Annotated in this window: 21 protein-coding genes; 16 read left to right on the top strand and 5 right to left on the bottom strand. The window is 66.5% G+C overall.

All coding sequences use genetic code 11. From position 1 onward, the window contains the following. The first annotated feature begins 18 nt into the window (after window positions 1-18). From P0645_RS01240 to P0645_RS01170, 15 genes are all read left to right on the top strand, one after another. Window positions 19-786, top strand: coding sequence for an SDR family oxidoreductase (locus tag P0645_RS01240; protein WP_284162733.1), 768 nt, complete (start codon window positions 19-21; stop codon window positions 784-786). Further along, on the top strand, window positions 783-1673 hold the full coding sequence (locus P0645_RS01235; RefSeq protein WP_284162732.1) for a MurR/RpiR family transcriptional regulator: 891 nt from the start codon (window positions 783-785) through the stop codon (window positions 1671-1673). The genes P0645_RS01240 and P0645_RS01235 overlap by 4 nt, the downstream gene beginning before the upstream one ends. Before the next feature lies 1 nt (window position 1674). Next, a complete protein-coding gene (locus tag P0645_RS01230) occupies window positions 1675-2745 on the top strand; it encodes a D-TA family PLP-dependent enzyme (RefSeq protein WP_284162731.1) in 1071 nt (356 codons plus the stop codon). A gap of 13 nt (window positions 2746-2758) precedes the next feature. Further along, window positions 2759-3226, top strand: coding sequence for a hypothetical protein (locus P0645_RS01225; RefSeq protein ID WP_284162730.1), 468 nt, complete (start codon window positions 2759-2761; stop codon window positions 3224-3226). A gap of 261 nt (window positions 3227-3487) precedes the next feature. After that, the gene (locus P0645_RS01220) at window positions 3488-4654 is read left to right on the top strand and encodes a Gfo/Idh/MocA family protein (protein WP_284162729.1); all 1167 of its coding nucleotides are present in this window, start codon (window positions 3488-3490) and stop codon (window positions 4652-4654) included. After that, the gene (locus P0645_RS01215) at window positions 4654-5538 is read left to right on the top strand and encodes a carbohydrate ABC transporter permease (RefSeq protein ID WP_284162728.1); all 885 of its coding nucleotides are present in this window, start codon (window positions 4654-4656) and stop codon (window positions 5536-5538) included. The genes P0645_RS01220 and P0645_RS01215 overlap by 1 nt, the downstream gene beginning before the upstream one ends. Beyond that, window positions 5538-6398: a carbohydrate ABC transporter permease gene (locus P0645_RS01210; protein ID WP_284162727.1), complete on the top strand. Its 861-nt coding sequence runs from the start codon at window positions 5538-5540 to the stop codon at window positions 6396-6398. The genes P0645_RS01215 and P0645_RS01210 overlap by 1 nt, the downstream gene beginning before the upstream one ends. Before the next feature lie 45 nt (window positions 6399-6443). Then, window positions 6444-7661, top strand: coding sequence for an ABC transporter substrate-binding protein (locus P0645_RS01205; protein ID WP_284162726.1), 1218 nt, complete (start codon window positions 6444-6446; stop codon window positions 7659-7661). 89 nt (window positions 7662-7750) lie between these two features. Next, window positions 7751-8821 (top strand): ABC transporter ATP-binding protein, encoded by a 1071-nt coding sequence (locus P0645_RS01200; protein WP_284162725.1) that lies wholly within the window; start codon window positions 7751-7753, stop codon window positions 8819-8821. A 9-nt stretch (window positions 8822-8830) separates the two neighbouring features. Continuing rightward, complete coding sequence (locus P0645_RS01195; RefSeq protein ID WP_284162724.1) at window positions 8831-10840, top strand: beta-N-acetylhexosaminidase; 2010 nt, start codon at window positions 8831-8833, stop codon at window positions 10838-10840. A gap of 213 nt (window positions 10841-11053) precedes the next feature. Beyond that, complete coding sequence (locus tag P0645_RS01190) at window positions 11054-12436, top strand: hypothetical protein (RefSeq protein WP_284162723.1); 1383 nt, start codon at window positions 11054-11056, stop codon at window positions 12434-12436. A gap of 31 nt (window positions 12437-12467) precedes the next feature. Then, window positions 12468-12773, top strand: coding sequence for a hypothetical protein (locus P0645_RS01185; protein WP_284162722.1), 306 nt, complete (start codon window positions 12468-12470; stop codon window positions 12771-12773). Window positions 12774-12792: 19 nt separating this feature from the next. After that, complete coding sequence (locus tag P0645_RS01180) at window positions 12793-13851, top strand: glycosyltransferase family protein (protein ID WP_284162721.1); 1059 nt, start codon at window positions 12793-12795, stop codon at window positions 13849-13851. Continuing rightward, window positions 13848-15905, top strand: coding sequence for a glycosyltransferase (locus tag P0645_RS01175; RefSeq protein WP_284162720.1), 2058 nt, complete (start codon window positions 13848-13850; stop codon window positions 15903-15905). The genes P0645_RS01180 and P0645_RS01175 overlap by 4 nt, the downstream gene beginning before the upstream one ends. Continuing rightward, entirely contained in the window at window positions 15902-16336 is a 435-nt protein-coding gene (locus P0645_RS01170) for a hypothetical protein (RefSeq protein WP_284162719.1), read from the top strand. The genes P0645_RS01175 and P0645_RS01170 overlap by 4 nt, the downstream gene beginning before the upstream one ends. Window positions 16337-16383: 47 nt before the next feature. Here the strand turns inward: P0645_RS01170 and P0645_RS01165 are convergent, their stop codons facing one another. After that, the gene (locus P0645_RS01165; RefSeq protein ID WP_284162718.1) at window positions 16384-17073 is read right to left on the bottom strand and encodes a FadR/GntR family transcriptional regulator; all 690 of its coding nucleotides are present in this window, start codon (window positions 17071-17073) and stop codon (window positions 16384-16386) included. Between the two features lie 212 nt (window positions 17074-17285). On the opposite strand from P0645_RS01165, the gene P0645_RS01160 reads away from it, so the two are divergent. After that, entirely contained in the window at window positions 17286-19202 is a 1917-nt protein-coding gene (locus P0645_RS01160) for a DEAD/DEAH box helicase (RefSeq protein ID WP_284162717.1), read from the top strand. 3 nt (window positions 19203-19205) lie between these two features. Here the strand turns inward: P0645_RS01160 and P0645_RS01155 are convergent, their stop codons facing one another. From P0645_RS01155 to P0645_RS01140, 4 genes are all read right to left on the bottom strand, one after another. Beyond that, window positions 19206-19556 (bottom strand): H-type lectin domain-containing protein, encoded by a 351-nt coding sequence (locus P0645_RS01155; protein WP_284162716.1) that lies wholly within the window; start codon window positions 19554-19556, stop codon window positions 19206-19208. Window positions 19557-19657: 101 nt separating this feature from the next. Next, window positions 19658-20071 carry a F0F1 ATP synthase subunit epsilon gene (locus P0645_RS01150; RefSeq protein WP_284162715.1) on the bottom strand — a complete coding sequence of 138 codons (414 nt, stop codon included), beginning with the start codon at window positions 20069-20071 and terminating at the stop codon, window positions 19658-19660. A gap of 9 nt (window positions 20072-20080) precedes the next feature. Further along, window positions 20081-21529, bottom strand: a complete 1449-nt coding sequence (gene atpD, locus P0645_RS01145) for a F0F1 ATP synthase subunit beta (RefSeq protein ID WP_284162714.1) — start codon at window positions 21527-21529, stop codon at window positions 20081-20083. Window positions 21530-21547: 18 nt separating this feature from the next. Next, entirely contained in the window at window positions 21548-22417 is an 870-nt protein-coding gene (locus P0645_RS01140) for a F0F1 ATP synthase subunit gamma (protein ID WP_284162713.1), read from the bottom strand. Window positions 22418-22419: the final 2 nt, after the last annotated feature.

Genomic DNA, 22419 nt, shown 5'->3' with positions numbered 1-22419 from the left:
GAGCGTCGGAAGAGGACGATGACAGAACTGGAATTCTCAGGCAGGCGCATTCTGGTCACCGGCGCAGGTGGCGGCCTCGGGCGGGCGCTTGCGGGCCTCTTCGCGGCCCGGGGCGGGCGGGTCATCGGCGCGGACCGCGATCCGGCGCTGCTTGACGGGCTGCCGCTTGAAGAGCGGCTCATCTTCGATCTCGCCGACCGCGGTGCGACAGTCGCTGCCGCTCGGGCGCTGGCGGACCAGCCGCCGGATGTGCTGATCAACAATGCGGGCTGGACGCGGGCCGAAACCCTTGCCGATCTCTCGCCGGAAAAGGCCTTGGCCGAGATCGACCTGAACCTGACCTCTGTCGCGGCCTTCACGACGCCTGTCGCGGCGGCAATGGCGGCGCGCGGCACGGGCAACATCGTCTTCATCTCGTCGGTCAACGCCTTCCTGCATTACGGCAACCCGGCCTATGCCGCCGCCAAGGCCGGGCTGAATGCCTTCACCCGCGCGCTCGCCGTCGAATATGGCGGGCGCGGCGTCCGGGTGAATGCGGTTTGCCCCGGTTCGATCCGCACCCCGGCCTGGGACCACCGGATCGCGCGCGACCCGACCATCGCGGCAAAGCTTGAACGGCTTTACCCGATGGGGCGGATCGTGACCGCCGAAGAGGTGGCAGAAACGGTCGCCTTCCTTGCCTCCGACCGCGCCTCGGGTATCACCGGCGTGTCGCTTGCGGTGGACGCGGGCCTGTCGGCGGGCAATAAACCCTTCCTGGACATGATCCTCGGGGGGGCGGAATGAGCGACAGGCGATCGGTCATCGATATTATCACCCGGCTGCAGGCCCGGGCGCAGGAAGGGTCGAAATCCGACCGGCAGCTGGCGCGCATGGTGCTCGACGATCTCGATTTCGCCTCGAAGGCCTCGATCTCGGAAATGGCCGCGCGCATCGGGGTCAGCGAACCGACCGTCACCCGGTTCTGCCGCAGCCTCGGGCTGGACGGGACGCGGGATTTCAAATTCTGGATCGCGCAGGCGCTGGCGGTCGGCGGGCAATATCTGGCCGCGAACCCCGCGCCCGCCGAGGCCGAGATGGGCCGCATTCCGCAACTGGTGGCCGAAGGCGCTGCAGCGGCGGTGCAGCGCGCGGCGGGCGCGGTCGACATGGCGGTAATCCAGACCGTGGCAGAGCGGCTGACGGCGGCGACACAGGTGCTCGCGCTCGGCTCTGGCGGCACCTCCTCGATGATGGCGACCGAGATGCAGAACCGCCTCTACCGCCTGGGGATCGCCGCCATCGCCCAGGTGGACGGACAGCTGCAGCGCATGTTTGCCGCAACCGCGACCAAGGGCACGGTGGTGATCGCCTTTTCCACCTCGGGCTACGCCCAGTCGGTGGTGGATGCGGTCGCTGTGGCGGGCCAGTATGGCGCGACGACCATCGCCGTCACCGCGCCCGGATCGGCGCTGGCCGAGGCCGCGACCCATGTCGTCGAATATCAGCCTGCCGAGGATGGCAATCTCTACAAGCCCACCTCCTCGCGCTTCGCGCTTCTGGCGCTCGTCGACATCATCGCCATGGCGGTTGCCGAGCATCGCGGCACCAGGGCGCTGGAGACGCTGCGCCGGGTGAAACAGAGCATCAACACATTCAAGGTCGACAACCCGAAACTGCCGCTCGGAGACTGAGATGAAAGCGCTGCCGAAGACCATCGCCGAGATCGACACGCCCGCCGTCCTGATCGACATCGACCGCGCGCGCGCCAATATCGCCCGCGCGCAGGCCCATGCCGACCGCGCCGGGCTGACGCTGCGCCCCCATATCAAGACCCACAAGCTGCCCTTCTGGGCGGGCGAGCAGATCGCGGCGGGGGCGGTCGGCCTGACGGTGCAGAAACTTGGCGAAGCCGAGGTGATGGCGGATGCGGGCTTTCACGACCTCTTTCTGCCCTACAATATTCTCGGGCCCGACAAGCGGGCGCGGCTTGCGGCGCTGCACCGGCGGGCGCGCATGTCGGTGACAGCCGACAGCGCCACGGTGATCCACGGGCTGGCCGAGACCTTCACCGACCCGGACCATCCCCTGCCCGTCCTCATCGAATGCGACACCGGCATGGGCCGCTGCGGCGTCCAGTCGCCAGAGGCGGCGCTCGCTCTCGCCCGGCAGATCGCCGCCGCGAAGGGCCTGTCCTTCGGCGGGCTGATGACCTATCCGCCCGCCGGGCGGCCCGGCGAGGCCACCCAATGGCTGCGCGCGGCGCGCGGGCTTCTGGATGGCGCGGGGCTGCCCTGCCCGGTCATCTCGTCGGGCGGCACGCCCGATATCTGGCGGGCGGAGACCGGCGGCGTCGTCACCGAATACCGCCCCGGCACCTATATCTACATGGACCGCTACTGCATCGCGAAGGGCGTGGGCAGCGCGGACGATTGCGCGCTGACCGTGCTGACCACGATCGTCAGCCGCCCGGTGCCCGGCCGTGCCATCCTCGATGCCGGGTCCAAGGCCCTGACCTCGGACCTTCTGGGCCAGCCCGACCATGGCGAGATCGTGGGCCACCCCGGCGCCCGCGTCACCGGCCTGTCGGAAGAACATGGCACCGTCACCTTGCCCAAGGACAGCCCGCTTGCCGTGGGCGACCGGGTGCGGGTGCTGCCCAATCACGCCTGCCCGGTCTCGAACCTCTTCGACGAGGTCTATCTGGTCTCGGGCGAGCGCGTGGTCGAGTGCCTTCCCGTCGCGGCCCGGGGCCGCGTCGGCTGATCCAGGAGAGAAGATGAGCGCGAACCCCTTCCCCGCCGACCCCGACCGCACCCGGATCTGGGAGATGCTGGTCCCGCGCGATATTGCCGCCTTCATCGCCGCCGACTGGTCGATGGTCGCGGACGATTTCATCGCGGAAGGCTTCTGCGGCCTGCATGCCCATGGCTCCCGCGACCCCGACGACTGGACGCTCGCCTTCCCGACGCTTGCCGCCTACCGCGACGAATGGCTGCGACAGGCGGCCGAGACCGCCGCAACCGAGTTCGCCGAAGACCCGGCCGCGGCGATCCATCGCGCAACCAGCCTCACGCGAATCGACATCGCGGGTGACATGGCGATCGCGCACAAGAAGTTCGACGGCACGATCCGGCTCGCCTCGGGCCGCGAAGACAGGCTGAACTGGCAGACGCTGTACCATTGCCGCCGCGTTGACGGACGCTGGAGGATCGCCGGTTTCACCGGCTACATGGCGCATCGCTGAAACATTGTCCGGCGCGCCCGTTGCGTGCCTGATATGTAAATTTCCGACCAATAAGCCTGCGCAGCGTGCCGTTTGCGTGAACTGTGCTGCTGGCTGCTCCCCGAAGCGGGGCATTTGCATATAAACAAAGGAATTTGTGCGCATCAATGCGACCAAGCGCGGCGTGACTGCTTGAAACGCCCTTGACACGTCACGTCAGACCTTTCTAATTTGTAAATGATTTACATTGCCGACGACCACCAGCGAGGGGACCAGCGAAGGATGAGAGCAGGCATCATCGGGCTTGGCTTCCGGCTGGGCTATCTTGCCCGGGTCTTTTCGGAACGGGTGCCGGGCTTCACCGTCGCCGCCCATGTCGACCCCGCGCCCGCGGGCCTGCCCTATATGCAAAGCCATGGCGTCGGCGCAGGCCGCGCCTATGCGACGCTCGACGAGATGCTGGCGGGCGAGGATCTCGACCTTCTCATGGTCGGCTCGCCCAATCACCTGCATCTCGACCATCTGCGCACGGGGCTCGCGCGCGGCATGAAAATCTTCACCGAAAAGCCCGTGGTTTCGACCATCGAGGAGACGATGGCGCTGGCGCGGCTGCTTGCCGCCCATCCGGCGGATCAGGTGATGGTCGGCCTCGTCCTGCGCTATGCGCCGCTTTACCGCGACCTGCGCCGGGCGCAGGCGGACGGGCACCTCGGCGAGGTCGTGTCGATCGAGGCGTCCGAGCATATCCCGCCCTATCACGGCGCCTTCTTCATGCGCGACTGGCGGCGGCACGAACATTGGTCGGGCTCGTTCCTGCTGGAGAAATGCTGCCACGACCTCGACCTCTACAATGGCGTGATGGGCTGCCGTCCGGCGCGCGTCGCCTCGTTCGGCGGGCGGCGGACCTTCATTCCGAAGAACGATCCGCAAGGCCTCGGGGCTAATGACCTTGAGGTCTATCACCGCAAGCCTTCCGGCTGGATGGGCAGCGACCGGGTCTTCGACGGCGACGGCGACATCATCGATTTCCAGACCGCGATCGTTGAATATGCCTCGGGCGCGGCGATGACCTTCCACACCAACCTTAACGTGCCGGACGATTTCCGCCGCTTCTGCGTGATCGGCGTCGATGGCATGGCCGAGGGCGATTTCGTCCGCAATTTCTTCCGCCTGCACCGGGCACGGACCGGCGAGAAGCTGACCGACAAGCGCTATGAGGCCTCCGACCTCTCGGTCCATTATGGGGCGGACGAGCAGATGGCCGAAGATATCGGCGCCCATATGGCGACCGGCGCCGCCCTGCCCGTCTCGGTCATCGACGCGCTTGAGGCGGGGCTTCTTGCCATGGCCATCGACGAGGCGCGGCGCACGCGGCGCGTCGTCGACATGGCGCCGATCTGGGCCGAGTTCGATGCCGCACTCGGACGCCCTGCACGCGAGGTGGCCTGATGAACCATTCCCCCTCGGCGCGTGCCTTCGCCTATCTTTTGCTCGCCCCGGCGGTTCTTTATGTGCTGTTCATCGTGGCCTATCCGCTGGTCGATACGGTGATCCTGTCCTTCACCGACGCTGCCCTGAAACCCGAAACCAACTGGGTCGGCTGGAAGAATTATCAGAAGATCTTCAAGGCCAATTTCGACGATGTGATCCTGAGGACCTTCATCTGGACCTTCTGTTCGGTCGCGCTGAAGATGACCATCGGGGTCCTGGGTGCGGTTCTCTTGAACGCCGCCGTGCCGGGCCAGACGCTCTTCCGTATCCTGATCATGCCGCCCTGGATCATCCCCATGGCCATCGGCATCTTCATGTGGGGCTGGATGTACAACGGCCAGTTCGGCATGATTTCCGGCCTTTTGCAGAATTTCGGCCTGTCCGATGGACCCATCGCCTTTCTCGGCTATGGCAAGACCGCCTTCTGGGCGACCATCGTCACCGATGTCTGGATCGGTGTGCCCTTCGTCACGCTCTACATGCTGGCCACCATCCAGACGATTCCCAAGGACCTCTACGAGGCCGCCTGGACCGATGGCGCGGGCCGGTTCTACCGCTTCCGGCGCATCACGCTGCCGATGATCGTGCCCTCGCTTCTGACCATGTCGATGCTGTCCTTGATCTTCACATTCAACTCGTTCGACATCATCTGGATCCTTACGCGCGGCGGGCCGTCGGGCCAGACGACGACGATGATCATCGACACGTATAAGTCGGGGATCGGCTCCTACAAATATGGCGAGGGCTCGGCGCGCGCCGTGATGATCTGCCTTTTCCTGTCGGTCTTCTGCCTCGCTTATTACCGGCTCATCAGCCGCCTCAACCCGGTGGAGGCCCGCTGATGAAACAGCCGCGCCCGATGATCGACCGCTATCGCTGGTACGAGCTTCTCGGCATCTACGCGGGCATCTTCTGCCTGCTGTTCTTCTGCCTTGCGCCCTTCATCGAAGGGTTCAATGTCTCGCTGAAGCCCTTGTCGCTCCTCTTCTCCTCGCCCTATCGCTTCTGGCCGGAAAATCCGTCGTTCGAAGCCTACCGGACGATGTGGGTCTCGGTCCCGGCCTTCGGGCGCTATGTGGTCAACAGCCTCTTCGTCGCAGGCGTGGTGACAGCCCTGGTGATCGTCTTGGTGGTGCCAGCAGCCTATGCGCTGTCGCGCTTCCGCTTCCCGGGTCAAAGCGCCATCCTTGGCGGCTTCCTGACCGTCAACATGGTCTCGGGCGCGGTGCTTCTCATCCCGCTTTTCCGGCTGATGCGAAGCCTCGGGCTGCTCAACACCTATTTCGCCATGATCGTGCCGGGGGCGGCCTTCCTGATCCCGACGGCAATCTGGCTTCTGCGCGCCTATATGCTGCGCATCCCGCGAGAGCTCGAGGAGGCCGCCTGGGCCGACGGCGCCTCGCGCTTCTACATCTTCCGCCGGGTTATCCTGCCCTTGGCGACGCCCGGCATCATCGTCACCGCCATCGCGACCTTCCTTGGCGCCTATGCCCAGCAGTTCGTCTATGCGGTCACCTTCAATTCCAAGACCGAGTACATGCCGCTGCCGGTCGGCCTTTTTGCCTTCTTCGGGCGGCAGGAAGTTTCGTGGAACGAGCTGATGGCGGCGAGCTTCGTGGGCATCGCGCCCGCGCTCATCGTGATCCTCATCCTGCAACGCTATCTCGTCGCGGGCCTCACCGCCGGCGCCGTGAAGGAATGACGAAAGAGAACGCCCCGTGAAAAGGGGCACCAACAGGAGGAAAGAATGAAACCGACGACCATTCTGAAAGCGGGCACGGCGCTGGCCGTGCTGACCATGCCCGGCCTCGCCTCGGCCGAGGATCAGGCGATCACCTTCATTTCCTGCGGCGACAGGGTTTCGGCCGTGCACGAGGCGCTATTTCCGAAATGGGAAGAAGCCAACCCCGGCTACAAGATCGAGGTCGAGGCCGTGGGCTGGGACCAGTGTCAGGAGAAAGCCACGACACTGGCCGCCGCCGGAACACCGGTGGGCCTTGCCTATATGGGCTCGCGCGTCCTCAAGCAGCTCGCGCAGAACGACCTGATCGTGCCGATCCCGATGAGCGCCGACGAACAGGCGACCTATTTCCCCTTCGTCGTCTCGACCGTCACAACCGACGGCCAGCAATGGGGCGTGCCGGTCGCCTTCTCGACCAAGTCGCTTTACTGGAACAAGGATCTCTTCGCCGCCGCCGGGCTTGACCCCGAAAAGCCCCCGGCAACCTGGGAAGAGGAAATCGCCGCAGCCAAGGCGATCAAGGAAAAGACCGGCACCGCGGGTTTCGGCGTTGTCGCCAAGACCTTCGACAATACGATGCACCAGTTCCTGCACTGGGTTTACACCAACAACGGCACGGTGATCGACGCCGACGGCAACATCACCTTCAACAGCCCCGAGAATCTCGAGGCGCTGACGGCGCTGCGCGACATCACCGCCTATGCGGAGGAGGGCCCGACCGCCTACGAGCAGAACGAGGTCCGCGCCATCTTCCTTGATGGCAAGCTTGGCATGATCCATGCCTCGGTCGGCGCCAAGAACCTGCTCAAGGACGCGCCGTTCAACTGGGGCGTCGCCCCCCTGCCGCTCGGTCCGCACGCCCAGGGTCCGGGCACGCTCCTGATCACCGACAGCCTTGCGGTCTTCAAGGGAACGGGTGTCGAAGACAAGGCGATCGACTTCGCCAAATTCCTCGCCAGCACCGAAAACCAACCGGTCTACGAGGCGGCCGAAGGCCTCACGCCGCTGCGTCCGGGCCCGGCGGTCGACAAGCTCGTGGCCGACGATCCGAACTGGAAACCCTTCATCGACGGGATTTCCTTTGGCGGGCCCGAGCCTTTGTTCCTCGACTACAAGGGCCTGCAGGACACGATGATCACCATGGTCCAGTCGGTCGTCACCGGCGCGGCGGAACCTGCGGCGGCGCTCGAGCAGGCGGCGGCCGCGCTCGAGGAATTCAAGTAGCCACCACCACTGGCGCCATGGGCGGCGCCCCGGAAATTTCGTCCGGGGCGCCAGCCACCCGACGACCCTTCGCGAAGGACAAAAGAGGCATGAGCCAGCTTGCATTGTCGGACCTGACGAAATCCTTCGGCGCCGCCGAAGTGATCAAGGGCGTCACGCTCGACGTCGAGGAGGGCGAGTTCGTGGTCTTCGTCGGCCCCTCTGGCTGCGGGAAATCGACGCTTCTGCGGATGATCGCCGGGCTTGAGGATGTCTCCTCGGGCGAGATCGTCATCGGCGGCCGACCGGTCAAGGACTTGCCACCGGTCAAGCGCGGCATCGCGATGGTCTTCCAGTCCTACGCGCTTTATCCGCATATGACCGTCTTCGAGAATATCGCCTTTCCCCTGCGCGTCGAACGCCTGCCCGAGGCCGATATCCGCCGCCGGGTCGAAGAGGCGGCATCCGTCCTGCAACTGACCCAGCGGCTTCAGCAAAAACCCGGCACGCTGTCCGGCGGCCAGCGCCAGCGCGTTGCCATCGGCCGCGCCATCGTGCGTCAGCCGAAGATCTTTCTCTTCGACGAGCCCTTGTCGAACCTCGATGCCGCGCTCCGCTCCGAAATGCGGATCGAGCTGATGCGGCTGCACAAGTCGCTCGGCACCACGATGATCTATGTGACCCACGACCAGGTCGAGGCGATGACCATGGCCGACAAGATCGTCGTCCTGAACGGCGGCCGGGTCGAACAGGTGGGCGCGCCGCTCGAGCTGTACGAACGGCCTCGGAACCAGTTCGTCGCGGGCTTCATCGGCAGCCCGCGGATGAATTTCCTGCCCGGAAACTGCCTGAGCGCGACAGAGATCGACCTTGGCCCCCTCGGCCGCATCACCGTGCCCGCCCGGCCCGGTCTCGCGGCGGGCGACAAGGTCACAGTCGGTCTCCGACCCGAACATCTCTCGCTCAGCCCCGGCGCCATATCCTTCACGCTGCGGCCGAACCTGATCGAACGGCTCGGCCTGCACACAATCGCCTACAGCCCGCTCACCGACGGCCAGAACTTCGTATCACTTTTCGAAGGCAAGCCGCAGATCGCCGAAGATGCGGATCTGGTGGTGTCGGTCAAGGCGGGCGCGCTTTATTTCTTCGATGCGCAGGGCGTGGCCCTGCCCCCAGCCTGAAAGCCCGTCATGCGCTACCCGTTTCTGCTAGAGACCCACTGGACACCGGCAGAGGGGGGCCGCCCGCCGGAATATCGCCTGCGCCTGACCAACCGGGGGCGGGAACCGGTCACGGATTTCACGCTGGTGATCACCGGCCCCGCCCGCCTGACGGCAAAGGACCGGGTCGAGGGCGCGCGGCTGATCCGGCGGCTGTCGAACCATACCGAGCTTGCACCCGAAGACGGGAAAGGTCTCGGCCCCGGCGCCTCCTGGACGACGGTCGCCCACCATCTTTCCTATCCGCTCCGCCATTGGAGCGACGGGGCGACGACCGCCTATCTGAAACATGCCGACGGGCAGGTGGAGCCGGTCGAGGTCCGCCCCACACACAAGGTCGGCGACAACCGCCCGCTGAAGCGCGGCGCGGCGCCCTACCCGGTCCCGGCCAGCGCACCCGAAGCGCTCGCGGTCATCCCCTGGCCTGAGCAGGTCGAGGTCACCGCCACCCGCGCCGCGCCCGCCGGGTTCGCCATTACGGCAGAAGCGACCGAAGCAGGAACCGCCGCCACCGCCTTCACCCAGCTTTGCCAGGCGCTTTTCCCGACGGAGGCCCTGAGCCGCAGCGCGGCCGAAGGCGGTTTCCCGGTTGATGCCGCAACGGATGGAACGCTCGCGCCCGAAGCCTACCGGATTGTCTTTGCGCGCGACCGCATAACCGTAACGGCCTCAGGCCATGCGGGCTTCCTTTACGCCTTCATCACCCTCGCCCAGGCCCTGCGCGGCGCGCGCGACTATCCGCAGACCTTTGCTTTCCCCCAAACCGGCACGATAGCCGACAGGCCGGCCATGGGGTGGCGCGGCTGCCACCTCGACTGCGCGCGGCAGTTCTATGCTCCGGACGAGATCGAAAGGTTCCTTGCCGTCATGGCCTGGAACAAATTGAACCGTTTCCACTGGCATCTGACCGATGACGAGGCCTGGCGGATCGAGATCGCGGCCTTGCCGGAACTGACCGGCATCGGTGCCTGGCGCGGCGAGGGTCTGCCGATCCCGTCGCTTCTTGGGACCGGAGCCGATCGCGCGGGCGGCTATTACACGCAGGACACCGTCCGCCGCATCGTCGGAACTGCCGAAAGCTACGGCATCACGACCGTTCCCGAGATCGACATCCCCGGCCATTCCTTCGCGCTTCTGGCCGCGCGCCCCGACCTGCGCGACCCGGGCGAAAGCGGCACCTATGCTTCGGTGCAGGGTTTTCCGAACAATTGCCTCAATCCGGCAGTGCCCCGCACCTATGAAATCCTCGGCACGATCTTCGACGAGCTGGCGGAGCTTTTCCCCGCCCGGATTATCCATGTCGGCGCAGATGAAGTACCGCTCGCCGCCTGGTCCGGCTCTCCCCTCGCGCTTCAGCGAATTGCCGAGCTGGGCGGGGCGAAACTGGCCGAGGCCCACGCGCGGCTGAAGGACAGCGAGGGCAATCACGGCGGCGCCGATGCGATCGAGGGATCGGCGACCGCTCTTCTGCAGGCGGATTTCCTTGCGCGGGTCCAGCGGATGCTGGCCGAGCGCGGCTGCGTGACCGGCGGCTGGGAAGAGGCCGCCCATGGCGATGTGATAGACAAGGGGGCGTCCTATCTGGTCGGCTGGCGAGATAGGGAAGTGTCGGGGGCGCTGGCCGCGAAGGGCTATTCCATCGTCGTCAGCCCCGGCCAATCCTACTATCTGGACATGTCGCAATCCCCCGACTGGGTCGAACCGGGCGCGGGCTGGGCGGGCTGGTCCTCGCCGCGCGAGACCTATGCGTTCGATCCGACAGCGGGCTGGACGGAGGCGCAATTGGCCAGGTTCATGGGTATTCAGGCCTGCATCTGGTCGGAATCCATGACCGACCGCGCGCTTTTCGACCGGCTGACATTCCCCCGCCTTTCAGCCATCGCCGAAACCGGCTGGACCCGGGCCGAGCGCAAGGATTGGCAGAGATTCGCAGCCACGGTCGGGCTGATGCCGCTCCTCTACGGTCACCGCGAAGCCTGACCGCGCGCGGAAGGCGCGATATTATCCACAGGAAATGACCAATGCGCAGAATGGAGGCGCATTGTCTGACGTTGACCATCGTTAAGGCGCAATGTTTAAAAAGATGCCGGTCAATGGTAGATTCCGGCTGTCATTGTGCAAGGCGCGGAAACTGCCAGCCGCGTCGTCTGGCGGAGCATAGAGCGCGCCGGTCACAGGACAAGGGGGGCTGGAATGGAAAAGGGCGCGGCCACCGCCGCTTCCCGCGAACAGGACGATTCCGCCGCGACGGCGGAGGTCCTTCTGCGCAACGAGACCTTCCAGCAACGGATGGAACGCGCGCGCAGAGAGCGGGAACGCGTCCTGCGCCAGTCGCCGCCCGACCCGGGGCGCCCGGAGGGCGGCGGTGACCTGGCAAGACCCTGGGACCGGCAGGACCGGATGCTGGGCACTCCGCCGCCCGCCTCGGCGGTGCAGGCGAAGCCAGAATCGCGGGCCCTGGCCCATCCCGCCGCTGCCGTGCCGCTCTTCCTCAGAACGGATGCCGAGGCACTGGAAGCGCAGGCCCAGGTAGCCGAGGTCGCTGCCAACCGGCCTTCGGCGCGTCCGCGCCGGATCGGCCTCAGGATCGCGCTTGGTTTCGCGCTCGGTGTGACGGCAGGGCTCGTGATCTCGCGGCTGCCGCTGCCGTCTCTCGTGCCGTCCGCCCACCAGTCGCTGCCCGACGATCTTCTCAGTGCGCGCGCGCCCCTGGCCGTCCCTGCGCCCGTCATGACCGCTGCACCGGAACCCCGGGTGGCAGCATCCCGACCAGCAGAACCTGCCCCGCCGGCCGCAACCGAGCCGAACCTGGGCAGTGTCAGACTGTCCGGCACGGATCCGGCGCTGCGGCTGCCGGTTGCCGACAGCAGCCATCGCATCGCTGCGGTGGCCCTGCTGGCAGCGCCAGGTCCCGGTGACGCGCCTGCGCCACCAGTGGTCGTCGCGCCCAAATCCCTGCCCGTCTCGCCGCCAGCCCCCACCGTCCTCGGGCGCCCTTCCGCACCGGAGCGCATGCCGACCCTTCCTGCCGCTTCTGGTCTGACGTTTAGCCCGCCACAGATCTTGCTGGCAGAACCCAAGGTCGACCCCGCCCCTGCCGACGATATCGCCGCCCCCCCGCCGCAACCGGCGCCGGAACCGACGGTTGCGAGCACCCGCTTTTCCGATCTGTCGATCCATCTTCACAGCGCGACCTCCGATCCGGCGCCGACCGAGAATGCTCTGGCCATACTGTCGGCGGCCGGAGCCCCGATCGCGGATCAGGACATCGTCGGCTTCAGGGTCAGTGCGTCTCACCTGCGCTATTACCATTCCGAAGATGCCGGGGCGGCCGGGGAACTGGCGCAAGCCCTGCAGATGGAGGCCCGTGACTTCACCAGCCGCGCCGATCCGCCGCCACCCGGATTCATCGAAATCTGGCTTGCAGGATCGGGCGGCGGCGACGCTCCTGCGCCCGCGCCGTCAAAGAAGAAGACACGCGCGGCCCAAAGCGGCCCGACTGCGGCGCAGCAGGCCGAAGCGGAGGCGCTGAAACAGCGCCTGATCCTGATGCTTCAGTCCGGCGCATCGCCCTGAGCGGCGCCCGGCCTTTGAAAGAGAGACGCGTATGCCCGACCCAAGACTGCTTGCCATCGTCACCGCGCTTGTCCTTTTGGGCAGCGGCGCGCCGTGCAGGGCCGATTTCTCGCTCGATCAATTGAAGACGATCGAACAACTGGTCCTGTCGCGCGATTCGCTCGCGCTTGGCCGCTATCTGGCTTCCAATCCGCGCCTGACGCAGGGCGATGACCCGCTGGCGCGCGAGCTGCGCAGTTTTCAGAATTGCATGTCCAGTGGCCGCCTCGATTGCTTCGCCTCCCAGCGCACGGTGACCGCGGCGGCCCAACCTGCCACCGCGCGTTCGATCTACTAGCCAGCACGCGGGATCGGTGATGCCTCAGCGTCCACACATCGCCTATCTGATCGAGCCGCGCTTTCCCGGCGGCACATCGGCGGCCGTGGCGGCGGAGCTGAGGGCAGTCGAGCCGCTGGTCCGCCCCGCCGTCCATGACGCGGCTTCGATGATGTTTCCCGACCGTGCCGTCGCGCCGGTGCTGACCGATGCCCTGACCGACCTCGCGCTGCCGCTCATCCTTGGCGAAGGCCCGGTGTCGGCAGAGATGGTCGTCGTCCACAATCCGGCATTCCTCAAATTCCAGGCCGACCTCCGCCGCCGCATCTTTTGCCGCGACCTTGTGGTCGTCACCCACGAGAACTTTCTGAGGCGGGGCGCGGTCGAGGCATTCGACATCGGCAAGTGCCTTGATGCGCTGGACCGGGCAAGCCTGGCGCTCGCCAAATGGCTGGCGCCGGTATCACCGTCAAACCGCGCCACGATCGAGACCTGGCTCGCGGCGGAGCCGGGCCGCGCCCGGCGCTGGCGCCTCACACCGACGGACTGGTTCAATATCGTCGACCAGCCGCGCCGGCCCCCGGCCTCCTGCCCGCGCGACCGGCGCGGCCGCCTGTCGCGACCCGGGTGGGAGAAGTTCCCCGCGCCGGCCGATCTCGACCTCTGCTTTCCCCCCTCGGCGGAGGCGAACCTGATCCTCGGGGCCGATCACCTTCTGGGCGCCGGTCTTGCCAGGCCACACTGGCGCCTTGTGCCGTTCGGGACGCTGCCGGTCGCTTCCTTCTTCGGCGAGATAGACTTCCTCGTGCATTTCACCGCGCCCGGCTGGCGCGAAAGCTTCGGCCGGGTGCTCGCCGAGGGGATCGCGGCGGGCAAGGTCGTGCTGTCCGACCCCGAGACGGCGTCGAATTTCGGCGGCGCGGTCATCGGCTGCCAGCCCCTGCAGATCGACGCGCTGATCGGCCATTACGTCGCCGAACCCGCCGCCTACCGCGATCAGGTGCTGCGCGCGCAGGCCCTGCTCGAGCGCTACTCTCCCGCCGCGTTCCGCCAGATGCTCGCCGCCTTCGCGGCACCCGCACGCAGGCTGGCCGCATGATCGTGATCGAGTCAGGGGATCGCTCGGCAACGGCGTTCGAGGCGCGGCTCGCCCTGGCGGGCCTGTTGAGGGCGGACGGTCATGATGCCGTCATCGACGAGGCGACATTGCCCGACGGGCTGCGACGGCACCAGAAGTATGAGGCCGCGGCGCTTGTCGCCGCGACCGAAGACCTTGCGCCTGCGCAGGTCCTTGTCCTGACCGACGGTACCATCGGCCAGGCGACGCTTTCGACACTGCACGATTACCGGCTCGATCCCGCCGTTGGCGTGATCCTTGCGGGACGTTTCGCGAACCGGCAGGCAGAGCTCGGGATACGCGCAAAGGTCGCTTATGCGACCGGGCGGGAACCTCACCTGATCGACCTGCAATCGCAGTCCCTGACCGCACTCGTTGCAGGCGCTGGCTGCCCCGGCCTGATCGGCACCGCGGCCGCTACGCGGGCCGGAACCGCCAGACCGCGTCTGGCGATTTTCCTTCCCGGTGCTGCGACAAGCGCGCCGGGCGCAACCGCCGCGCTTCAGGCGCTCGATTATCATCCGAGGCTCGACCTTCAGGTCGTCCTGACTGACGGGTGGACCACCGAGGCAGCGGCCCTGCAAGCGGCCGTGCGCAACGTCGCCGACCTGTCGGAATTTTCGCCGATCCCGGCCGCGGCCACGATCGACCTGGCGGCCTTCTTTGGCGACGCGCCGCCCGATGAGCGTCTGCAGGTGATCCTGACCCAGCTTCTCGGCGCGGGGCGGCCGGTCATCGATGCGACGACGGCGGACCTGCTGGCATCCGGCGACGCGCCGGTTCTGAAGGGGCCGGGCGATCTGTCGACGCTCGGCGCCTATCTCGACGGGACCATCTTGCCGAACCTTGCCCAGATCGAAGCCACGCTGCGCGCCTCGCCCTGGTGCAGGTCACGGACGGTCGCGCGTTTTGCCGAACTGGCGGGCCTGCCACCGCCGAAACGGCTGCCAACCGCCCCCCCGCGCGCGCCTCGCGCGCTTTTCCTGCCCACCAACGGCATCGGGCTCGGCCATGCGCAGCGTTGCGCCCTGATCGCGGGCGAGATGAAGGGCAAGGCCGCCTTTGCGGCCTTTCCGAGTTGCCTGCCGCTTCTCGGCGCCAAGGGTTTCGACGCGGCCGCACTCGTGCAGAAAAGCCCCGACCACCCCGAGCCATTTGCCAATGACATCCTCAATCATCTGCGCCTGCAGCGCCTTCTGGCAGAGGGCGACACGTTCGTCTTCGATGGCGGGTTCATATTCGATTCCGTCGCGCGGGCGATCCGCGAAAAGGACCTGCGGTCGGTCTGGATCAGGCGCGGGCTCTGGCAGGCAGGCGCCTCTTCCTCGGCGACCTTCGACCGCGAACATCTGTTCGACCGGATCATCATCCCGAGCGAGGCCTTCGCCGAGCTGAACCGCCCGCCCGGCTGGGATCAGAGGATCCGCACGGTCGGACCGATTGTCCGGCCGCGCAGCCTCGCGCCTGCGGGGTCCGCGCTGCCCGACCGGCTGGCGCACAGAACCGGCGTGGCGTTTGAGCGTCTGGTGGTGACGATGCTCGGCGCGGGTGCCGCCGCAGACCGGACGGCGCAGTTGCAGTTCCTCTGCAGCCTGTTCGAGCGGCGGAGCGACATCCTGCATCTGATCATCGTCTGGCCCGGCGCCGTTGTGCCGCCCGGGCTCTATGGCTGGCAGCGCAGCCGCGTGGCCCGAACGACCGACGCCCTTTCGATTGCCCGCGAGGCCGATCTGGTCATCACGGCGGCCGGCTACAATTCCTTCCACGAGATGCTCTATCACCGTCTGCCAGCGATCTTCATCCCGCAAATGGCCGAGTTCATGGACGATCAGGCCCGCCGCGCCCAGGCAGCGGCCGAGCGCGGGCTCGCGCGTGCCGTCGAAGCCACGGACCTCTTGCGGCTTGAGCGTGAGATCGTCCAGCTTCTGGACATGGACGACGCATCCGCCCTGCGTGCGGCCCTCGATGCGGCCGATCTACCGCCGACCGGAACCGCAGAGGCGGCCACCCTGATCGACGAGGTGGCCCGGCAATGAGCGAGCGCGATCTTCATTTCCTGCTTGCCCGGCTGACGCCAAACGCGCCGGTCGACCTCGACCCGCCCTGCCGCCCGCAGTCTGGCGCCGCGCAGGCCAGCGCCGCCGCGCCCCTACAGTCGCGCGCGCCCTCGGCGCTGATATGGGCGCGCGGAACGCCGGCGCACCCGGTCCTCGGGATCAGAGTGACGTCAGCCCTGCCCGACCCGGCATCGACCGCTGCCCGCATTGCCGCAGCCGCGATCGAGCGCGGCCTGACCCCGGTCATTCTCAGCGCGCTGCCCCATTGCGGGCTGGAACCGTTCGGCTTCAGGGTGGAGCGGCTGTCATCCGGCCCGGCCGCGGATCAGGCGCTTGAGGAGGCGGAACTGGTCCGGTTCTGGGATATGGTCATGGTGATCGACGCGGCAGAGATCGCCTGCCTGGGCTAGGGTCTGTCAACAGCCTCTTCCCGGCAGCCTGCAGCGAAACAGGCACGCTAGGACTTTCCGAACGAGCGGACATCGTCCTCGACATGGTCGAGCAGTTCGAGCGTCTTCAGCCGCGCCGCTTCGGGATCGCGGGCGGCGATCGCCTCGTAAAGCTCGCGGTGCTGATCGAAAGAACTGGTGCCACGCCCGTCGCTTGAGGCCACGACCCCGGAAAAGAACAGCTGGAACTGGCCGCGAATGGCTTCGATGAAAGTCTCGAAGAGCGGATTGTTGGCGGCTTCATAGATGGCCAGGTGGAACTGCATATCCTCTTTCAGCGCGGTGCCGTCGCGCCGATAGGTCTCCTCCATCGCCTCGAGCGTCGCCCTGATCCGCGCAAGCTGGTCCTCGCGCGCGCGCGACGCGGCAAGCGCCGCGGCATGGCTTTCAAGCGCGCGACGAATGTCCAGGGCGCGCAGCAGGCTCTCGCGCTCTCCGCCGATGGCGAGGGGCACGAGGATCTCGGACTTCTCCGGCGCGCGCATCAGGAAGGTGCCGGTGCCATGGCGGACCTGGACGATCCCCATCGCCTCAAGCGTGCGGATCGCCTCGCGAAGCGACGAGCGCCCGACAGTCAGCGCCTGCATCAGCATCTTTTCCGTCGGTAGCTGATCGCCGGGTGCGTATTTTCCGCCTGACAGGAATTCCGTCAGGCGCACGACAATTGTCTGCGGCTTTGTAAGCTGCTCCGGTTCCATATGTTCCCCCATTTGATCGCACTCATAGCGACAGGTCGCAGGAATTTCATCAGAAGAAGTTCACCGGAGCGCATTTCCAGGTCATTGTTGCACAAACGATAACGGGCCCGCGTACCGGCATGCGACGGCACCACCGCACGCCGGTTCGAAAACGGCATCTGTACAAACCGCGCGATCCAGCGTAGGGCTGCGCCTTCCCTGAAAAGAGCGCCATGACCCTTCCCCGCCTTGCCCCCGCCCTTGCCGATGCGCTTCAGGCGCGTGGCTACAGTCAGCTGACGCCGGTCCAGGAGGCCGTGGTGGCAGCCGACACCGGCCGCGACCTTCTGGTCTCGGCCCAGACCGGATCGGGCAAGACCGTGGGTTTCGGGCTGGCGATCGCGCCGACGATCCTTGCGGACGAGGGCGGGTTCGGCCCGGCAGAAAGCCCCGCGGCGCTGATCATCGCGCCGACGCGGGAGCTGGCGCTTCAGGTCAAGCGCGAGCTTGGGTGGCTTTATGATGCGACGGGGGCGCGCTTCGCCTCCTGCGTCGGCGGCATGGATATCCGCGACGAATGCCGGGCGCTGGAGCGCGGGGCCCATATCGTCGTCGGCACGCCGGGGCGTTTGAAGGACCATCTTCTGCGCGGCACGCTCGATCTGTCGGCGGTGCGCGCGGTCGTGCTCGACGAGGCCGACGAGATGCTTGATCTCGGCTTCCGCGAAGATCTGGAATTCATCCTCGGCGCCGCGCCGGAAGGCCGCCGGACGTTGATGTTCTCGGCCACCGTTCCCAAGGCCATCGAAAAGCTCGCGCAGGAGTTCCAGAAGGATGCGCTGCGCCTGCAGGTCGCGGCGTCCGGCAGCCAGCATGCCGACATTGCCTATCAGGCGATGCAGGTGGCGATGGCGGATGCCGATCATGCGATCGTCAACCTTCTGCGCTTTCACGAAGCACAGAATGCCATCATCTTCTGCAACACCCGCGCCGCGGTTGCCCGCCTGACCACGCGGCTTTCGAACCGCGCCTTTCAGGTGGTGGCCCTGTCGGGCGAGCTGAGCCAGGCCGAGCGCAGCCATGCTTTGCAGGCGATGCGCGACGGCCGCGCGCGGGTTTGCGTGGCGACCGACGTGGCCGCGCGCGGCATCGACCTGCCGAACCTTGAACTGGTGATCCATGCCGACCTGCCGACGAACGGCGAGACGCTGCTGCATCGGTCCGGCCGCACGGGACGCGCTGGTCGCAAGGGGATCAGCGCGCTCATTGTCGGCAAGAACGCCCGCCGCAAGGCCGAAAGCCTGCTGCGCTTTGCCAAGGTCAGTGCCGACTGGGTCGACCCACCCTCGGCCGATGCGGTCCGCGCCCGTGACGAGGAACGGCTGATCGCCGATCCGGTCTGGGCCGAAGAGGTGAGCGAGCGCGAGGCGGCGCTGGCGGCGCGGCTTCTGAACGGCCAGAACGCGCGGCGGATCGCCGCCGCCTTCGTTCGGCTCTACATGAGCCAGCGCAGCGCGCCGGAGGAATTGCAGGGCACGCAGCCGCGCGAGCCGGGAAGTTTCGGGCCGAGCCGCTGGTTCGCCCTGTCGGTCGGCCGCAACGCCAATGCAGAGCCGCGCTGGGTCTTGCCGATGCTCTGCCGGACGGCGGGGCTGGGCCGCACCGATGTCGGCGCGATCCGGGTGCAGGAAGCGGAGACCTTCGTCGAGATCGCCGAAGTGGCGGTGAAGCCGATGCTGAAGCGCCTCGGTCAGGCGCGCGAGCTGGAAGGCGGGGTCACCATCCACCCACTCGCCAATCCGCCCTTTGCGCCCGAGCGGCCCGCACCGGTGGCCGACCGGCCGGTGGAGGCACCGGCGCGGAAAGCGAAATATCAGAAGGGTGACAAGCCGCGCCCGACTGCCCGCCCGAGCGACGAGGCGGCGCTTGCCGATCTGCTACGGGAAGCCCCTTTGCCTGCCGACGAGAGGAAACCCAAGCGGCCTTTTGAGCGCAAGCGCGACCCAGCAGCCGAGACCGAGGGGACCGCGAAGCCGTGGAAGAAACCACGGCGGTCGGGAATGAAGCCCAAGTCGACGAAGCCCGGCGGCAAGCCCACTGGCAAACCCACTGGCAAACCCGGCGGAAAACCCGCTGGAAAGCCGCGCTAAGCGTCAGTCGATCGCCCAGTCGTCCTCGGACCGCACCTCGCCCATGGCGAGCCAGTCGGCGCGCACCCGCGCCACCCGCGTATCGCCCCAGGTGCGGAAGACGATGACGAACCCTTCGGCATTGACCATCTCGGCCGAGATGTCGGCACGCTGGTTGGTCTTCTGATCCATGTCCCACATGGACAGGGAGACCTGCACGACCGGCTCTCCCAGGAACGGTTCGCTGAACTCGACGAGCCTTCGCAACTCGCGCGGTCCCTCGCCGGTCCACATGACGCCGCCGTCCTTGAAGTCCGAGAACAGGACAATCGACCCCTGTTCCACCCCCAGCAAATGGGACGCCAACCGCTTCATCAATCCTACCCCTCAAAATGTTGGGGGACTTTAGCGGCGGTTTACCAAAAAAAAAGCCCCCGCGAGCGGCGGGGGCGATTTCTCTTCAGGATTGTGACCGCTCAGGGCAGTTTCGGCTCAAGGCCGATCCGCCCGCCCAGCGCCACCATGTCTGCAAGCGTCTTGGCAGCGGCATCGACCAGATCAGGACCCGCTTCCTTGTGCAGCCTGTGCGCCTCGGCGACCATATCGTCGATCATCGCCTGGGTCACATTCTTGGTCGGATGCGCAACCTCTGCCAGAACCGAGACACCGGTCGCCGTCACTTCGGCGAAGCCGCCGGTGACGACATAATCCGTCTCGCCCTCCGCGCCCGCGACGGCGAGAACGCCCGGCCGCAGCGTCGTGATGAGCGGCGCGTGGCCCGGCATCGCGGTCAGTTCGCCGTCGACGCCGGGAATGCGGACCTCGCGCACCTGAAGCGAGGCAAGGCGCCGCTCCGGGCTGACGAGGTCGAACTGCATCATATCGGCCATTGTGCCCCCTTACGCCGCTTCCGCGGCCAGACGCTGCGCCTTGGCTTTCACTTCCTCGATGTCGCCGACCATGTAGAAGGCGGCTTCCGGCAGGTGGTCATACTCGCCGTCGACAACCGCCTTGAACGAGGCGATAGTCTTTTCGAGCGGAACCTGAACGCCGTCCGAACCGGTGAAGACCTTCGCCACGTCGAAGGGCTGCGACAGGAAGCGCTGGATCTTCCGGGCGCGGGCCACGGTCAGCTTGTCGTCTTCGCTCAGTTCGTCCATGCCGAGGATGGCGATGATGTCCTGCAGCGACTTGTAGCGCTGAAGGATACCCTGAACCGAACGGGCGACGTTGTAGTGTTCTTCGCCGACGACGGCCGGATCGAGGATCCGCGAGGTGGAGTCGAGCGGGTCCACGGCCGGGTAGATGCCCAGTTCCGAGATCGCGCGCGACAGAACGGTCGTGGCGTCGAGGTGGGCGAACGAGGTCGCGGGTGCGGGGTCGGTAAGGTCGTCGGCCGGAACGTAGATGGCCTGAACCGAGGTGATCGAGCCCGCCTTGGTCGAGGTGATGCGTTCCTGCATGGCACCCATGTCGGTCGCCAGCGTCGGCTGGTAGCCCACGGCCGAAGGAATACGGCCGAGAAGGGCGGACACTTCCGAACCGGCTTGCGTGAAGCGGAAGATGTTGTCGACGAAGAAGAGAACGTCGGTCCCCGACTGGTCGCGGAACTGTTCTGCGAGCGTCAGACCCGAGAGCGCCACGCGCATACGCGCGCCCGGCGGTTCGTTCATCTGGCCGTAGACAAGGGCCACTTTGGATTTCTCCAGATCGTCCAGCACGATAACGCCGGACTCGATCATCTCGTGGTAAAGGTCGTTGCCTTCACGGGTCCGTTCGCCAACACCCGCGAACACCGAGAAGCCCGAGTGCACCTTGGCGATGTTGTTGATCAGTTCCATGATGAGAACCGTCTTGCCCACGCCCGCACCGCCGAAGAGGCCGATCTTGCCGCCCTTCGAATAGGGGGCGAGAAGGTCGATGACCTTGATGCCGGTCACAAGGATTTCCGACGAGGTCGACTGGGCAGCGAATTCCGGCGCCGGCTGGTGGATGGCGCGATGTTCCTTCGCCTTGACCGGACCCTTTTCGTCGACCGGTTCGCCGATGACGTTGAGGATGCGGCCCAGCGTCGCGTTGCCCACCGGCACCTGGATCGGCGCGCCGAGGTCGGTCACGGCGGCGCCGCGCACGAGGCCTTCGGTCGCGTCCATCGCGACGGTACGGACGGTGTTCTCACCCAGATGCTGGGCGACTTCCAGAACCAGCCGTTTGCCGTTGTTGGTGGTTTCCAGCGCGTTCAGAATCGCCGGAAGCGCATTGTCGAACTGCACGTCAACGACAGCGCCGATGACCTGCGTCACGCGGCCCGTCGCACCTGTCGCTGCTGCTGCTTTCGCTTTAGCCATTTGGTTTCTCCGGTTCCGTTAGAGCGCCTCGGCGCCCGAAATGATTTCGATAAGCTCTTTGGTGATCGCGGCCTGGCGCGAGCGGTTGAACTGGATGGTGAGCTTGTTGATCATGTCGCCCGCATTGCGGGTCGCATTGTCCATGGCACTCATCCGGGCGCCCTGTTCGGAGGCGCCGTTTTCCAGAAGGGCGGTGAAGACCTGGGTCGCCACGCCACGCGGCAGCAGGTCCGCGAGGATGCCCTCTTCGCTCGGTTCATAGTCGTACTGGGCCGAGGCGCCCGCAGTATCGTCAAACGATGCGGGGACCACTTGCTTGGCGGTCGGGATCTGGCTGATGACCGACTGGAAGCGGTTGTAGAAAATCGTGGCGACGTCGAACTCGCCCGCCTCGAACCGCGTCAGGATGTCCTTGGCGATCCGCTGGGCGACGTCATAGCCCATCTTCTTGACTTCGCTCAGATCGTGGTGACCCACGAACTTGTCGGCGAAGTCGCGCTTCAGCTGCTCGCGGCCCTTCTTGCCGACGGTCAGGATCTTGACCGTCTTGCCCTGGGCAATCAGCTCGTTCGCCTTCGCGCGGGCAAGCCGCACGATGGTCGAGTTGAAGCCACCGCAGAGGCCACGTTCGGCCGTCATCACGACCAGAAGATGCACCTTGTCCGCACCGGTCCCGGCCAGAAGCCGGGGCGCGTTCTCGGCGCCTGCCATGCCGGACGCGAGGCCCGACATGACCGCATTCATCCGCTCGGCATAGGGCCGGGCGGCTTCGGCCGCATCCTGGGCCCGGCGGAGCTTGGCCGCCGAGACCATCTGCATGGCCTTGGTGATCTTCCGCGTCGACTTGACGCTGGCGATCCGGTTCTTGAGGTCCTTTAGGCTGGGCATGT

The organism is Frigidibacter sp. SD6-1 (genome assembly GCF_030143255.1).
In the GTDB taxonomy this organism is placed as follows: Bacteria; Pseudomonadota; Alphaproteobacteria; order Rhodobacterales; family Rhodobacteraceae; genus TMP-24.
This window is presented reverse-complemented; position numbering and strand designations above follow the sequence as displayed.